Below are 14,373 nucleotides of genomic sequence, written 5' to 3' on the forward strand. Positions count from 1 at the left end.
ACTCCCTCTGAAAACCGGCTGCGCGTCGTTCCCAAGCAGAAATTGAGGAATTTCAGCTTGAGTTGGTCTTCGGGGCGCCTGGTGGTGGCTTGATGAGGGTGAAAGGGCCCGGCTCGGGCCCGGTGAGGATGCTACGGGTCACCAGGCGTTTCGGCTTCGCGCGGGTGCCTTCGGTCTGCTTCGGTTCGGTGCCGGGACCGAGCGCCTGGCGGACGTCCCTGGCGCGGAGTCCGTCCTCGGCCTTCTCGATGGCAGCCAGGATCTCGCGGTATCAGGGCAGCAGCGGCTCCGGCGACTGGATGCCGTCCTCGGCGGCCAGCTCCGCCAGGGTCTCGGAGGGTGATCTCCACACGTTTCAAGGCGCCTTCGGCAGCGACGAGTTGTTCGGCGAGCCGGGCGATCCGGTCACGCAGATGTCCGGCAGTCCCGCGGACGATCTGCTGCCGGGCCGAGATCTTGTCCAGCAGTTCCCTCATCGAAGCGCCTGTGGGTCCGGGGTGCCGGATGCCGGGGGCCAGGTCGGCGGATCGCGCCAGGTCGGGGTGGTGGCGCGGGTGAGACGGCGGAGCATGACGTCGGTCATGGACCAGTGGATCATCGCGACCGAGCCGGCCGGCTTCGCCTCGAGGCCGCGCACCCGGCGGTTCCGGCGTGGCGGTGGCGGACGTGCGGCGCGACCAGGCCGAGGAGCTGTTGCGGCGGGGACCGGGCGAGACGGACAGCGATGCCGTGCGCCGCCGGGAGGGACTCCTGCGGACACTCGGCCACGGCCCGAAGGCCGGCACCGGTGTGCGAGCGGTGGCGCATCCTGCGGACTGACTTCGGCGAGGACGAGGACCTCAATGCCCTCGCAGAAGTGCTGCTCCGGCAGGGGTACGGCCTGACAGATCTCCGGTCCGTACTCACCACCCTGCGACATGCCTTCTGACACACTGCGGTTCCTTGGCCCGGGAACTCGGCGGCGTTGCTCCGTTCCGGCCGCGACTGACTTCGCGCCTCCCGTTCAGCGCCCGCCGCTGCCTGTACGGCCGCTCGCAGGGGCGCGCCCACTTTGGCCGGGCGCCGGCCGCGGACCGTACGCACCGCCTGGCGGCGTGCGGGTGTTCCGCCAGGAGCGTGGGTCAGTAACGAGCAAGCGGTTCCGCTCCCGTGATCGGCGGATCGGTCGCGGCGGGATACACCCGCGCCTTCTCACTGCAGCCGGCGGTGATCCTCGACTGATGCCGCCGCGGCGTGGGCGTTCCGGGTACGTCATGCCCGGAACACCCGCGCCGCGGTCTACCTGGTGAGGTCGGCCGGCTTGTCGAGTCGCGTCAGCTTCTCTGGGTTGGATGTCGCGTAGATCCGGGTGATGCGCCCGTTCTCGACCACGAGACTGACCGCGGCCCGCCCGCTGTCGGATTCGATCCGGATCGCCGGGGCGCCGTTGAGCCACACCGCCGTGGTCTCGAAGGCGGCCCGGTCGGTGCCGGCGAGCATCGTCGCCACGAGGTCGGCCCCGTGGATGGGGGCCAGTGCGGCGCGGGCCCGCCCGCCGCCGTCAGCGATGAAGACCACGTCCGGCGCCATGATCTCCAGCAGGTCCTGGATGCGCCCCGTGTGCAGCGCGGTGACGAACCGGGCGACCACGGCGTTGTGCTCCGACCGGCTCACGCTGATGCGTGACTGCCGAGCGGCGATGTGGCTCCGGGCCCGCCGGGCGATCTGCCGAACCGCAGCGGGGGTCTTGCCCACGGTCTCGGCGACCTCCTCGTACGGGACGTCGAAGACCTCGCGGAGCACGAACACGGCTCGCTCAGTGGGGCCGAGCGTTTCCAGGACGGTCAGCATCGCGATGGAGACGTTTTCCGCGAGTTCGACGTCGTCGGCGACGTCGGGGTGGGTCAGCAGGGGTTCCGGCAGCCACTCGCCCACATAGTCCTCGCGGCGGCGGGAGAGTGTGCGTATGCGGTTGAGTGTCTGCCGGGTGACGGCCCGGACGAGGTACGCCCGCGGGTCGTGGACCTGTGACTGGTCGACGTCGGCCCACCTCAGCCAGGTCTCCTGCAGTACGTCCTCCGCATCGGCCGCGGAGCCGAGCATCTCGTAGGCGACGGTGAACAGCAGGCTGCGGTGGGCGACGAACGGGTCCACGATCATGCCGTGGACCCGACGCGGGACGTCGCCGGGCGGTTGGCCAGCGGGATCTCGCAGGCGTCGGAGAAGCCCTGAGAGGTGACCCCGTTCGCCACATTGGCCCTGGTCGCCAGGTTGACGTAGGCGATGAACGCGGTGAGCTCCACCATGGCCGGCAGCCCGAGCCGCTCAAGAAGGGCGGCGTACTGCTCGTCGGTGACGGTCGGCGGGGTGTTGGTCATCGCCTCGGCGTACCCCATGACGTCGCGCTCCAGCGCGGTGAACACGTCCGCCTCCCGCCAGCGCGGCACCTGGCTCGCCTTGGCCAGGTCCAGGTTCTCGTTCTGTGCCTGGAAATAGCCGACGTCCAGGCACCAACTGCAGCCGACCTGCGACGCGACGGCCATGTGCGCGAACGACTTCAGGCCCGGGTCGACCGCGTCCCACGCCCCCACCTTGGCTCCGAACTCCAGGTTGTCCTGGGTCACTCGGGGGCTGTGCCACAGCACCTCGACGTTCTCGGGCACGACACCCAGCTGCTTGATCATGTTCTCCTTGAGCTCGGCGGGGAGCTCGGCCTTCGGCAGGCGCAGCGTCATGCTGTCTCTCCTTGCTATGCGCCCCTCGTGGGGCTGTTCGGCATGAAGACACCGCCCGGCCCACGTATGTGACAACCACCGCCGCCCCGGCGTGCTCCGTGCCCCGTCCACGTGCGCGCGTCCTTCTCCCTTGGGCACAGAGCCCCGGGCATTGCTGCTGTTCCTCGTGAACATCCATGGGCCCAAAGATCGTCAACTGCTGCCCAAACGGCCGAACGAATGCTGCTGCTTCAGTGAACGAAGCCAATTCGTAGCCAGGTGGATGCTGACACGGTGCTCAAAACAACCCTGGATGCCCGTCACGGCGTTCTCGGTTTCATCCGTCGGACGCAACGCCGATGCGGGTCAGTACCGCGGCGGCGCCGTCCTCTGTGGCGATGCGGTTCGGGCTGGTTGGCCTTGATCACCAAGAGGTAGTGCGCCTGCTTCTCGTCCGCCAGGAAGCGCGCATGCGCGCGCTGGGTGTGCAGGGCGTCGGCCGTGACGGTGACCCCGGTCAGGTCGAAGGGTGCCAGTAGCGCGGCGAAGCAGGTGATCTCGTTGGTCTTGTCGGGGACCCGCAGCTGGGTGACGTTCGGCCGTCGCCGGTCATCGCGGCCAGCAGGTGGGCGGCGGGTGTCTGGCCGTGTCGGGAGCCGCGGGCGGCCCTGCCGTCGAGCGCCACCGAGTCCGAGCCGGCAGGATCAGCGCCGGTCAGATCGGCCAGGCCATCAGGGCAGACCAGGCCGACAACCCGCCGAATCGTGGCGGCACTCGGCGCGACGCGCACGCTCAACGACCCTACGACCCGGGCACCCAGGCGGGCCAGGGCATGCTGCGGCGCGTTCGCGGACCACGGGCCGATAGCCGTATACGAGCGTGCGCCGGCGACAACCGCCGAGGCGGCAACCAGCAGCACCGCCACGAACGGGTGACGCACCCCTCGACGCCGACGCGGATCCGGCAACAGCCGCAACCGCTCCACCAGCGACAACCCCCGCAGTGTCCTCCGGAGCGGGCGACTTGATCAGACAGACGGTGGCAGACTGACGACACATCGAAGCTCCGGTGGTGTGAGGCGACTTGGGAAGGTCACCCCGTTCAACCGGAGCTCCGCTGCGTGTGTGACGGCCCAGCCCGCGCTCCTTGGACCGCTGCGACCTGCGGACCCTCAGGGTTGGTCGTACCAGGAGAACGCCGCGATCCGCCAGCCCTCCGGGGTGCGGACGAACTGGATGGTCTTGGTCCCGCCGCCCTCGAACGGCTCGCCGTCCAGGACGCCGGCCTTCCGGTACTCGCCGAAGCGCGACGCGATGTCGCCCGCGATCTCGGTTCGCTCGGAGGTCTCCCACTCCGAGAACTCGACCAACCGGCCTTCGGCGAGCAGGCGTTCGCGCGGCTCGATGAACTCGTCCACGGTGTAGACCGTGTACTTCGGCCCGGTCAGCACGATCACACCACCCGGAATGACCAGCCGGCGGATCCGGGCCACGTCCGCGGCCTTGCCGCCGCGGTTGTCGAAGGCTCCGAAGAACTCGGCGGTTATCGCGTCAATCTCGATCTTGGACATGGCGCGACAGTAACACCGCCAGGGGGCAACGGACATGGAGTCGAGGCAACTTCGACCCAGGGCACCCACGAGATCACGCGACTTTGCAACATCCCTGCCGCAGCACGGTGGCGGGTGAGGGGCGCCAGCCCTTCTTCGTGCCGGCCTTTCTTCGTGCCGGTGGTGATGACGAGTTGCTTGGCGATGTCGCGTAGGTTCATCTCCCGGTCGCGCGGGTGGAGTGCCATGGACATCATGTCTTCGTCGGTGACGCCTGCGCCGCCGGTGGTCTTGCCGTGCTTGCGGGCGGACTGGTGGCCTTCGAGGGTGCGGTCGCGGATGTACTCGTGCTCCATGCCGGACATGGCGGCGAGCACGGTGAACACGGTGAACACGGTGCCGGCGGAGGGGGTGTGCGAGCCCTTCGGCTCGCCGGTGAGGCACTCACGGCCGACGTTGCCCGCTTTCAGTTCCCCGGCAAGCGCGACGAGCTCAATGCCGCAGCCGAGCCGCTCGTGCCCGTGGACGACGAGGGTGATGGTGACGCGGGAGGAGCGGATCTTCCGGCGAGCCTCACGGCCCCCTCCAGCTCGGGGTGGTGGCACGGGGTGGAGATCTTCTCCGAGAAGATGCGCGTCACCCCGGCCTCGGCGGGGGATCGCCGCAGGTGGACCGTCGGGCGGGCGGGTGTTCCACGAGCGGCCACCTGTGAATCGCGTCCGGCAAGGGGGCTCTCAAGGACACCTGGGCGTGGCGGGTCGGAACCGGCAGGGGGCGTCGATGACTGCGGAAAACCACAGTAGGGTCGGGCGGTCGACCGCATGGTGCGCCTTCCGGTCGCTGCCTAGCGTGAACCGCATGATCGCAACGCCGGCCTTCGTGCCACTCCTCGCCGCCTCCGCCGAGCCCGCCGACGGCATCGCCGGATGGGCCGTCGATGTCATGGACGCACTCGGAGCCGCCGGCACCGGGCTGACCAACCTCGTCGACACCGTCCTGCCGTTCATCCCCAGCGAGATCGTCCTTCCCGTGGCCGGGTTCGCCGCCGGGCAGGGGCGGTTGAGCCTGGTGGCCGTCATCGTCTGGACCACGGTCGGTTCCGTCGTCGGATCCTGGATCGTGTACGCCGCGGGCGCCCTTCTGGGCCGCGAACGCACCCGCGCGCTCGCCGCCCGCATCCCCCTCGTCCGCCCGCACGAGATCGATCGCGCCGAGGCGTGGTTCGAACGGCGCGGCCGCGCCGCCGTGCTGCTCGGCCGCATGGTGCCGGTGGTGCGCAGCCTCATCTCGATCCCGGCCGGGATCCAGCGCATGTCGTTTTCGGCCTTCACCGCTCTGACCGCCCTCGGCAGCCTGGTGTGGAACACCGCGTTCGTGCTGTTGGGATACTGGCTCGGCGACAACTGGCGGCTGGTGGAGGAGTACGGGGGATGGGTGTCGAAAGCGGTCGTGGCGGTGGCGGTCCTGGCTGTCGCCCGGTGGTTCACGGTGCGGCTGCGCCGCCGCTCGGGCGCACGGCACCGGGCATGAGGTTCGTGCGCGCCGCGGCGGGCATCGCTCTGGGTGCGGTCTCGGCGCTCGCCGCGCCCGTCGTCCTCGCCGCCGCGGGCCTGGCCCGCTCTCCCGGGCTGCCGGTTTGTCTGGCCGAGCTGGAGCAGCGGCGCGTCGCCGCCCTGCTGGGCGGTGGCCCCATGACGCCGGAGGGCATTGCGCCGCGCCGGGCCGCCGTGTACCTGTGGTGCCGTGTCCCGGTCGGCCTGCTCGGCGGCGGGGTGCTGTTCCTGCTGGCCGCAGGCGGCTGGACGGCCGCCTGCGGGCTGTCGCGCTGGCTGACCGGGCGCAGCGCCGACGGCATGGCTCCCACCTGGCCGGTTGCCGGGTACCTCCTCGCCGCCGGGCTGCTGCTGCTCTTCCTCGACCTGACGGGCCTGGCCGCCGTCGCCGAACTGGAACGGCGGCTGGTGCGCCGCTTCCTCGGCCCCGACGAGCTGACGTGGATGCGCCGCCGGATCGACGAACTCGCCACCTCGCGCTCGGGGATCGTCGAGGCCGTGGACGCCGAACGGCGCCGCATCGAACGTGACCTGCACGACGGGCTGCAGCAGCGGTTGATCGTGGTGGCGATGCTGCTCGGACGGGCGCGCCGCAAGAACTCCGAGGAGCTGTACCGGCAGGCCCAGGCCGAGGCCGAGCAGGCGCTGGAGGAGCTGCGGCAGGTGGCGTGGCGGGTGTATCCCGCCTCCCTGGACATGCTGGGCCTGCGGGAGGCGCTGGCTGTGGACGCCGAACGGGCGCCCGTCCCGGTGGCGATCAGCGGCGATCTGACGGATCGTCCGGCCCCGGCCGTCGAGACGGCCGCCTACTTCGTGGTGCGTGAGGCCCTCACCAACGCGGCCAAGCACGCCGGGGCCACCCGGATCGAGGTGGCGATCGGCCAGGACGCCGACGTGGTGAGGGTGTCGGTGCGAGACGACGGGTGTGGCGGCGCCGATCCCGCCGGGCCGGGACTGGCCGGCCTGGCACGCCGCATCGCCGCGCTGGACGGGCGTCTGACCGTGGACAGCCCGCCGGGCGGCCCCACGCGTGTGGTTGCGGAGCTGCCGTGCGGTTGATGATCGCCGAGGACTCCGCGCTGCTGCGTGCGGGCCTGGTCCGCCTGCTGGTCGACGAAGGGCACGAGGTGACTGCCGCGGTGGGGGACGCGGACGCGCTGCTGGCCGCGGTGGCCGCCGGGCCTCCGGACGTCGCCGTCGTGGACGTGCGCATGCCGCCGAGTCACACCGACGAGGGGTTGCGGGCCGCGCTGCGGCTTCGGTCCGAGTACCCGCAGGTGGGAGTGCTGGTGCTGTCGCAGTATGTCGAGCAGCGGTACGCCGCCGAGCTGCTGGCGGCCGACACCCGGGGTGTGGGATATCTGCTGAAGGACAGGGTCGGGAGGGTGGAGGAGTTCCTGTCAGCGCTGGAGCGGGTGCACGGCGGCGGCACGGTGTTCGATCCGGAGGTGGTGCGCCGTCTCCTGGCGCGCACGCGCCACACCGACGATCTCGATCTGCTGACGGACCGTGAGCGAATGGTGTTGACACTGATGGCCCAGGGTTGCACCAACACGGCCATCGCGCAGCAACTGTTCGTCTCCAGGAGCGCGGTGGAGAAACACACCAACGCGGTGTTCGACAAACTGCGGCTGCCGCGGGACGACGGGACCAACCGCAGGGTGCTGGCGGTCCTGCGGTTCCTGGGAAGCTGACTGGTGCGGCCGGCCGATCCGCGCTCGAGTAGCGCCTCGACCGTGGCCTCGTCCGTGCGGCGCCCGCGGTCGCACTCAAGGAGCTCGGGGTGCGGATCCCGTGGCGTGGTACGGGAGTGGCCCGGCGCATCCACGACGAACTCGTTGCCGGGCGCCCCGAGGAGCGTGTGACGCTGATGGTCAACCCGGCGGCCGGGGACGGCAAGGTGCTCGCGCTGTACGAGGCGTGGGGGTACGAGGCCGTCAACCGGGTTCAGCCGTCGCCGGCCGCACCCCCGTTCATGGCAATGGTCCGCGCTTGTGCCGAACCCGGTGCACCGGTCGATTGCTGAGCGATGCCACCAGGAGCAACAGTGCCTCCTGCCCGGCCGAAGCCGGGCAGGGGCAGCGTGGTTCACGGGTGTACGGGAGCGATCACGGCGGCCACGGGAGCGGCGGCTCGGCCGGGACGATCGGCGGCAGCGGCGCCCGCGAGGGGGCGGTCCGCAGCCAGGACGGCAGCGGGGCATCGGCCGCCGGGTGGAGCTCCGCTGCCGACGTGCGCCCGCAGGCCGGCTAGCCCTGCTTGATCGCGGAGATGTCGAACTCCAGAACGATCTTGTCGCCGACCAGGACACCGCCGCCCTCCAGCGCCGCGTTCCAGGTCACGCCGAAGTCCTTGCGACTGATCGTCACCGAGCCTTCCAGGCCCACCCGCAGGTTGCCGTGCGGGTCGACGGCGTTGCCCGTGTACTCGAAGTCGATGGTGACCGGGCGGGTGGTGTCCTTGATGGTGAGGTTGCCGGTCACGCGGTATTCGGTGGCGGAGCTCGGCTCGACCGAGGTGGTGCGGAAGGTGATGTCGGGGTGGTTGGGGACGTCGAGGAAGTCGTTGGTGCGCAGGTGCTGGTCGCGCTGTTCGACACCGGTGTCGATGGTCCCGGCCTTGACCACCACCTCGGCGGTCGAACGGGACGGGTCTTCGGCGTCCAGGTGGGCGGTGCCCTCGAACTTCTGGAACGAGCCGCGGACCTTGGTCACCATGGCATGGCGCGCGATGAAGCCGATTCGGGTGTGGGCGGGGTCGAGGACGTAGTCCCCGGTGAGCTCGGGGAGTGAGACGGTCATGGTGTGCCCTCCGTGGTTGCCCGGGTCCTGGCAGTGGCCCGCCCCGGGGTGTTCCCGGACCACGCTAGGGCCTCCCCCTGCGCGGTGAGCGCCGAATCCCCGTGCGCCCCCACGATTGGCGCCCCCGCGATCGGCGCCACCGGCCCGGCCCCCGCCGGGGCGCCCGGGCCAGGACCCGCGCCCCGCTCGGCGGACGCGGCCTGTCCGGCCGCATCGCGCACGAGGGTGAGAAGGCGCCGGTCCGGGCACGTCGGAGGTGGCACGTCGAACGCACCCACGCCTGGCAGAACGCCTTCCACCGCCTCGCCCGCTGCTACGAGCGCCGGGCCACCGTCATCGGCGCCTTCCTCGGCCTCGCCGACACCATCATCACCGTGCGTGGCCCTATCCGTCGGGCGTGGACGGCCCACTGCCGGGGCGAACGCCCGGACCGCCGCCCATGACAGGCGCTGGCCTTCGGGCGGAGCCGGGCATCAGCCGGCCCGATGCGATCGCGGCATCGCCGACCCGCTCGGCGGTGTTCCCGGCACCGGCACCGGATCGGCTTCCGTCCTTGCCCGGGGCGGTGCCGCCCGGGGCGCGGCCCCACGCCTCTCGCGCGTTCACTGCTCCAGCAGTTCGGCGAAGCGGTCCAGCGCACGATCGGTGCGGTGGCGGTCGCCGGTGGCTGTGAGATCGAACAGCAGCCCCCGGACAACGGCCATGACCAACGTGGGTGTGACGGTGTCGTCAGGACCGGTGGAGACGTCGCGGAAGGTGGCGCCGAGCGTGTCGAACCAGTCCGTGATCGCCTCGCCCTGGCCGGGGTAGTTCTCGGGGTGGACCAGGCCGTCGGCGTGCACCTCGAAGAACAGCCGGACGAACGGCGCACGTTCGTCTGCGCTGATCCACGCCCAGATGCCGCGCAGCCGCTCCTGCACGGAGCCCGTCTTCGGCGGAAGGTGCCCGGCCAGGCGCACCGCACCCCGGCGACGGGCCTCGGCGAGGACGGCCGCGACCAACTCCTGTTTGCTGCCGAAGTCGTAGAGCAGCATCCGCGGGCTGGTGTCGAGGGCCTGGGCCAGTGGTCGCAGGCTCAGCCCGGCCAAGCCGTGCGCCAGCACGTAGTCGGTCGCCCGCGCCAGCGTGCGCTCGCGACGGGCGGGATCTGCGGGTCGCCCCACGGTGGATCTCCCCTCGGCACCTCGGAGTTGAAACAGCATCAGCGAGTATATGGTACGACTGTTTCACTAACGAGGGGAGACCACCATGCACACCTTCGACCGAGCACTCGTCCTGGGCCCGGGAAGTCACGTCGGCACGGCCTGGATGGCAGGGCTGGCCTGCGGGTTGCGCCGCGACGGCGTGGAACTGGGCGAGGCCGACCTGATCGTCGGGACGTCGGCCGGCGCGATCGTCGGAGCGCTGCTCGCCACCGGGCAGGACCCGGGGCGGCTCGCGACGTCGGCCCGCCGGCCGGCTCACCGGCTCACGGTGGACCCCGGGCGGATGGGCGAGGTGTTCGCCGTACTCGGCGACCGCAGCCTGGAGCCCGGCGAGGCCAGGCGTCGCGTCGGCCGCCTCGCGCTCGACGGCACCGACCCCCGGGCCGAGGAGGCGCTGCTCGCGGGGCGCGCCGCCTTGATCGGTGCGGACGCGTGGCCGGAGCGACGACTGCTGATCACCGCCGTGGACGCGACCAGCGGTGAGCCCGTGGTGTGGGACCGCGACAGCGGCGTGCCGCTGGTGCACGCGGTGGCGGCGAGCAGCGCCTTCCCCGGGGCCGCGCCGCCCGTCGCCGTCGACGGCCGGCGGTACATGGACGGCGCGCTGCGCGCAGGCCCCAACGCCGACCTCGCGGCCGGAGCCCGCACGCTGGTCGTGGTCGAGCCGATGGCCCACCTGTTTCCCCGCGAGCCGCTCAACCGGCAGCTGGCGGCCGTGGGGGCGGACACCGTGGTGACCATCGGCCCCGACCCGGCCTCGGTGCGCGCTTTCGGCCCGGACCTGGGCGACCTGGCAGCCTGGGAGCCGGCCTACCGGGCGGGTCTTGGCCAGGCAGGCGACGTCGGCGCGCAGCTCCGCTCCACGTGGAGGACGGAAGCCGACGCGGGCTGACCGCCGATCAGGTCGGGCCGACCGCCCGGGCAGCCCGGCGCCGAATGGACCCTAAGGCGGTTCGGTCGGCCATGATGGAAGTACGGGCACGGGTCTTTTCGGTGATCACAGAGCGTCGCAACTTGGTGATCACCGAGAAGCTCCGTGATCACCAAGACCTGTGCCTGCGTTGCGACCGGGGTGACACCGCCGCGCCCGTCTGCGCGACCTCTTATGCGAGGTTCTTCTCCAGCGCCGTAAGGTAGTTGCGCATGGCATGGTCGCGCACGCCGTCGCTGACCGGGGCGAACGCGTCGGCGGTCAGGCCCCTGGTGCGGTCGGCGAGTCCGGCGAGCGCACCGGGCGCCTCCCCGATCCTTCCCGAGGAGTCGATGTAGCGCAGCGCGTCGACGTGGGTGAAGGCCGGTTCGGCCGGCAGCTGGGGCACGATGTCGTTGTTGTTGACGAAGCGGTACATCCGGCCCTTGAAGCCCTTGTTGCAGGCGGCGGCCAGGAGGCGGTCGCAGGTGCGGGGCTGGCCGAAGGTGACGATGCCGTCGGCCTTCAGGAGGGGTTCCTCCAGGTACAGCCGGGCGGCGCCGAGCATCGCCAGCGCGCCGCCGAGGCTGTGGCCGGTGAACCAGAGGCTCTGTCCGTTGGTGCGCAGTTCCCCGACCGTCTTCACCACTGCGGGGTGGACGGAGGCGAGGGCCTTGGCGAAGCCGTAGTGCACGTAGCCCGTCCCGCCGGGGCCGGGCCACGGCGGGGTGGTGGCGTCCGACAGCCAGTCGCGGATCTGGGCGGGCTCCGTGCCGCGGAACGCGGTGACGATCATGTGCTCGCTCGCCATGGTGTAGGCCTGGGTGTCCTGCAGCGGGAACGGCGGGGTGAACCGGGTCTCGTGGTGGCGCACCGTGTCGAATCCCCATGAGCGGGCCTGCGCCTCGATGGCCTCCCTGTCCTGGTACGAGAGGCCGGCGGCCCTCGCCAGCCAGTACGCGTGCGGGAGGCTGTAGTTGGTGACCCGGTGATCGAAGGTGGTAGGAACGGCCATCGCTGGACTGCCTTTCCGAGCAGGGGCCGGTGACCTGGACGGTCGGCCGCCGGCAGGACGTCGTCCACTCCTTCGTACGGGAGCCCCTGCCCGCTCCCGCGGCGGCGGCGCCCCGCTGTCACCCGGATGGCGGCCCCGCCGTGTCCCGGCCTCCGGCAGGCGCCGCGACGGGGGCCCCGGATCCGGCGGGCCCGCCGGCCGCACCTGGTGCTGTTGCCGAGACCCTGCCGCCGGTGACGGCGTATGGCGTTCTGCAGGCAGCAGGCAGCAGGCAGCAGGCAGGCAGGCAGGTGGGCGAGGCCGGCGGCGAGAGGGTCGGCGGCGCCTGGAACGTCGGTGGTTGCGGGCGGACCTCCACCGGGGCTCGGATGGCTTCCGGATCCGCGCCGCAGTCCGGGCCGGCACGACTGCCGGGGACCTTGCTGCGGAGGTCCTGCGCCGCAGTGGGGCGCTGCGGGCAGGATCTTGGATGGGGCGGCCCGGTCACCCTCTCCCCGGCCGTCGGGTAACTCCCCGGTGTCCCGGGTGCGTTGCCCGGCAGGTCCGGATGGACGGCGGGTCCGGGGGACGGCACCCCGGACGGCCGGGTGCCCGTGTGGGGTGCTCAGGCGGCGGGCCGGGCGGTGGGGGACAGGGTGGTGTCGAGCCAGTCGAAGGCGGTCTGCTGGAAGCGGGACATGGCTCCCATGTGGCAGTGCTCGCCCGCGCCCTCGGCTTCGGGGAGGGTGATCAGGGTGTGGGGGCAGGTCAGGGCGGCCTGGACGCGCTGGGGCTGGCCGTGGAAGAACTGGTCGTTCTCGGCGTCCAGGATGAGGGTCGGGCAGTCGATGAGCTGGGCGACGCCGTCGAGGGTGTAGTCGGCGGTGCGGCGGATGTAGTCCGCGACCGAGGAGGCGCCGAAGGTCCACACCCCGTTGCGCAGGGCCCAGCGGAGCTGCGTGCTGCCCGTCATGAGCAGGTGCGCGACGGGGTTGGCGAGGTCGTCCCGTCCGCTCTCGACCCACTCCCGCAGGAACGGCGGCATGACCCGGGTGTGGGCGTCGTAGTAGTCGTAGAGGCCGTCGTCCAGGATCAGGGCGGCCAGGCGGTGTTCGTGGGCGGCGGCGCGGGCGACCAGGTAGCCGCCGAGGCTGTAGCCCGCCAGGGCCAGCCGGTCGGGGGCGATCTCGGTGCGAGTCAGCGCGTAGTCGACCACCGGGGTGACCACGGCCTCCCAGTCCGGGCGGAAGACGAGCTGCTGCTCGCGCAGCGCCGCCCCCTGGCCGGGCCCGTCGTAGGCCAGCACGTTGTAGCCGCGGCGCAGCGCGGCCGCGGCGACGACGAAGTAGGACTCCTCCAGCGTGGAGTCGAAGCCGCTGGTGAAGATGACGGTGGGGCGGGGGACGCCGGAGTCGTCGACGAGGAAGAGGTAGCCGGGCAGGCTGGTGTCCTCGTAGGGGATGCGCACGGCCTCGACGGGGGTGTCCATCAGGGCCGCGGCGGCCGCGAAGGTCTCGCGGGAGAGCGCGGACAGGAGCTTGGCCTCGGGGTCGTCGGCCGGGTCGTCACGGCGGTAGAACTCGGCGGTGCGGTAGTAGTTCGACGCGCGCAGCAGGGCCTCGCGGGCACTGACCCGGTGCCCGGCCGCCAGGGCGCGGCTGCCGGTGGCGTGGACGCGCTCCGCGGTGCTCTTCCACTCGCGCAGCCAGGCCTCCTCGTCGCCCTCGGCGATGTTGCGGACGGTGGCCAGGATCTCGCCCAGGTCGGCGCCGCCGTCGTTGGCGAACCCGGCCGCGCGCAGGGTCTCGAAGGAGAACGACTCGTCCTCGTACAGGAACCGCATGGTGAAGCTCCTTCGCTCTATCGAGACGGAACGGTTTCGTCTCGGCTACGAGAAGGACACTAGCCCTCGCCTAGTCGAGACGCAACCGTTCCGCCTCATGTAGATTCCAGGCATGCCCACCACACCCGAACCCCGGACCCCCGCCCCCGACCCGGCCCCGGCTTCCGAGCGCCGACTCCCCGGCGGGCCGGTGCTCCAGGACTCCCTGACCGAAGCCCTGTCGGTGGCCTTCTTCGAGGAACTCGCCTCGGTCGGCTATGCGCGGCTCTCCCTGGAAGCGGTCGCCAAACGGGCCGGCGCGGGGAAGGCCGCCATCTACCGCCGCTGGCCGTCAAAGCTGGAGATGACCGTCGCCCTGATCTCCCAGGTCGCCGTCGACGCACCCGAGATCACCGACAGCGGCACCCTGCGCGGCGACGTACTCGCCTTCCTCGCCGAGACCGCCGGTGCCCTGCGCCACCGGCTCCCCTCGAAGATCATCCCCGACCTGCTGGCCGAGAGCACCCGCAATCCCGAGCTGGCGCAGGCACTGTTCACCGCCGTGCGCGACACCCGCCGCGTCAAGGCCACCGGCCTGCTGGAACGGGCCGTCGGGCGCGGCGAACTCCCCGCGGACGTGGACCGCGAACTCGCGCTCGACTTCCTCGCCGGCCCCCTCTACTGGCGTCTTGCGGTCGTCCACACCCCGACCGCCCCCGACTACCTGGAGCGCCTCACCGACAAGCTCCTCGCCGCCTTCGCCGCCTGACCGCAGGACGGCCCGGCCGGGCGGGGCTGCGAAGGCGTGGGCACCCGCAAGGGCCGGTGCTCCCCGACGGGGAGCAC

16 protein-coding genes and 2 pseudogenes are annotated in these 14,373 nt (G+C 71.6%); 8 read left to right on the forward strand and 10 right to left on the reverse strand.

All coding sequences use genetic code 11. The features are described from left to right. Positions 1-1,278: 1,278 nt before the first annotated feature. The 6 genes from ACFC1R_RS34170 to ACFC1R_RS34195 form a co-directional block, all read right to left on the reverse strand. On the reverse strand, positions 1,279-2,139 hold the full coding sequence (locus ACFC1R_RS34170) for an RNA polymerase sigma-70 factor (protein ID WP_375945421.1): 861 nt from the start codon (positions 2,137-2,139) through the stop codon (positions 1,279-1,281). After that, the gene (locus tag ACFC1R_RS34175) at positions 2,136-2,714 is read right to left on the reverse strand and encodes a carboxymuconolactone decarboxylase family protein (RefSeq protein WP_331748913.1); all 579 of its coding nucleotides are present in this window, start codon (positions 2,712-2,714) and stop codon (positions 2,136-2,138) included. Before ACFC1R_RS34175 ends, ACFC1R_RS34170 begins: the two co-directional genes overlap by 4 nt. Before the next feature lie 299 nt (positions 2,715-3,013). Further along, the gene (locus ACFC1R_RS34180; RefSeq protein WP_375945447.1) at positions 3,014-3,277 is read right to left on the reverse strand and encodes a transposase; all 264 of its coding nucleotides are present in this window, start codon (positions 3,275-3,277) and stop codon (positions 3,014-3,016) included. Then, the gene (locus ACFC1R_RS34185; protein WP_375945448.1) at positions 3,211-3,678 is read right to left on the reverse strand and encodes a transposase family protein; all 468 of its coding nucleotides are present in this window, start codon (positions 3,676-3,678) and stop codon (positions 3,211-3,213) included. The genes ACFC1R_RS34180 and ACFC1R_RS34185 overlap by 67 nt, the downstream gene beginning before the upstream one ends. 186 nt (positions 3,679-3,864) lie before the next feature. After that, entirely contained in the window at positions 3,865-4,263 is a 399-nt protein-coding gene (locus tag ACFC1R_RS34190; RefSeq protein WP_375945423.1) for a nuclear transport factor 2 family protein, read from the reverse strand. Then, the gene (locus ACFC1R_RS34195) at positions 4,236-4,847 is read right to left on the reverse strand and encodes a recombinase family protein (protein WP_375945425.1); all 612 of its coding nucleotides are present in this window, start codon (positions 4,845-4,847) and stop codon (positions 4,236-4,238) included. Before ACFC1R_RS34195 ends, ACFC1R_RS34190 begins: the two co-directional genes overlap by 28 nt. 253 nt (positions 4,848-5,100) lie before the next feature. Between ACFC1R_RS34195 and ACFC1R_RS34200 the strand changes: the two genes are divergently transcribed. From ACFC1R_RS34200 to ACFC1R_RS34220, 5 genes and pseudogenes are all read left to right on the forward strand, one after another. Beyond that, positions 5,101-5,772, forward strand: a complete 672-nt coding sequence (locus ACFC1R_RS34200) for a DedA family protein (protein WP_375945427.1) — start codon at positions 5,101-5,103, stop codon at positions 5,770-5,772. Further along, positions 5,769-6,854, forward strand: a complete 1,086-nt coding sequence (locus ACFC1R_RS34205) for a sensor histidine kinase (protein ID WP_375945429.1) — start codon at positions 5,769-5,771, stop codon at positions 6,852-6,854. The genes ACFC1R_RS34200 and ACFC1R_RS34205 overlap by 4 nt, the downstream gene beginning before the upstream one ends. After that, positions 6,854-7,489, forward strand: a complete 636-nt coding sequence (locus ACFC1R_RS34210) for a response regulator (RefSeq protein ID WP_375945431.1) — start codon at positions 6,854-6,856, stop codon at positions 7,487-7,489. The genes ACFC1R_RS34205 and ACFC1R_RS34210 overlap by 1 nt, the downstream gene beginning before the upstream one ends. Positions 7,490-7,551: 62 nt before the next feature. Next, positions 7,552-7,821 (forward strand): annotated as a pseudogene (locus ACFC1R_RS34215) (hypothetical protein); the annotation flags it as partial. A gap of 68 nt (positions 7,822-7,889) precedes the next feature. After that, positions 7,890-8,048, forward strand: a complete 159-nt coding sequence (locus tag ACFC1R_RS34220; protein WP_375945433.1) for a hypothetical protein — start codon at positions 7,890-7,892, stop codon at positions 8,046-8,048. Here the strand turns inward: ACFC1R_RS34220 and ACFC1R_RS34225 are convergent. After that, complete coding sequence (locus tag ACFC1R_RS34225) at positions 8,045-8,596, reverse strand: YceI family protein (RefSeq protein WP_375945435.1); 552 nt, start codon at positions 8,594-8,596, stop codon at positions 8,045-8,047. The two genes, ACFC1R_RS34220 and ACFC1R_RS34225, sit on opposite strands and share 4 nt — an antisense overlap. A 170-nt stretch (positions 8,597-8,766) precedes the next feature. Between ACFC1R_RS34225 and ACFC1R_RS34230 the strand changes: the two are divergent. Then, positions 8,767-9,039: pseudogene (locus ACFC1R_RS34230) on the forward strand (IS5/IS1182 family transposase); the annotation flags it as partial. A gap of 159 nt (positions 9,040-9,198) precedes the next feature. On the opposite strand, the gene ACFC1R_RS34235 reads toward ACFC1R_RS34230, so the two are convergent. Continuing rightward, a complete protein-coding gene (locus ACFC1R_RS34235; RefSeq protein ID WP_375945437.1) occupies positions 9,199-9,759 on the reverse strand; it encodes a TetR family transcriptional regulator in 561 nt (186 codons plus the stop codon). Between the two features lie 85 nt (positions 9,760-9,844). Here ACFC1R_RS34235 and ACFC1R_RS34240 point away from each other — a divergent pair, with 85 nt between their 5' ends. Beyond that, positions 9,845-10,693 carry a patatin-like phospholipase family protein gene (locus ACFC1R_RS34240; RefSeq protein ID WP_375945439.1) on the forward strand — a complete coding sequence of 283 codons (849 nt, stop codon included), beginning with the start codon at positions 9,845-9,847 and terminating at the stop codon, positions 10,691-10,693. Positions 10,694-10,904: 211 nt separating this feature from the next. Here ACFC1R_RS34240 and ACFC1R_RS34245 read toward each other — a convergent pair whose 3' ends face one another. Together ACFC1R_RS34245 and ACFC1R_RS34250 are read right to left on the reverse strand one after the other, a co-directional pair. Continuing rightward, positions 10,905-11,726, reverse strand: a complete 822-nt coding sequence (locus ACFC1R_RS34245) for a lipase family protein (protein ID WP_375945441.1) — start codon at positions 11,724-11,726, stop codon at positions 10,905-10,907. 604 nt (positions 11,727-12,330) lie between these two features. Then, positions 12,331-13,548 carry an alpha/beta fold hydrolase gene (locus ACFC1R_RS34250; protein ID WP_375945443.1) on the reverse strand — a complete coding sequence of 406 codons (1,218 nt, stop codon included), beginning with the start codon at positions 13,546-13,548 and terminating at the stop codon, positions 12,331-12,333. A 112-nt stretch (positions 13,549-13,660) separates the two neighbouring features. Here ACFC1R_RS34250 and ACFC1R_RS34255 point away from each other — a divergent pair, with 112 nt between their 5' ends. Then, the gene (locus ACFC1R_RS34255) at positions 13,661-14,296 is read left to right on the forward strand and encodes a TetR-like C-terminal domain-containing protein (RefSeq protein ID WP_375945445.1); all 636 of its coding nucleotides are present in this window, start codon (positions 13,661-13,663) and stop codon (positions 14,294-14,296) included. Positions 14,297-14,373: the final 77 nt, after the last annotated feature.

The organism is Kitasatospora sp. NPDC056138, from assembly GCF_042264695.1.
GTDB lineage: Bacteria > Actinomycetota > Actinomycetes > Streptomycetales > Streptomycetaceae > Kitasatospora.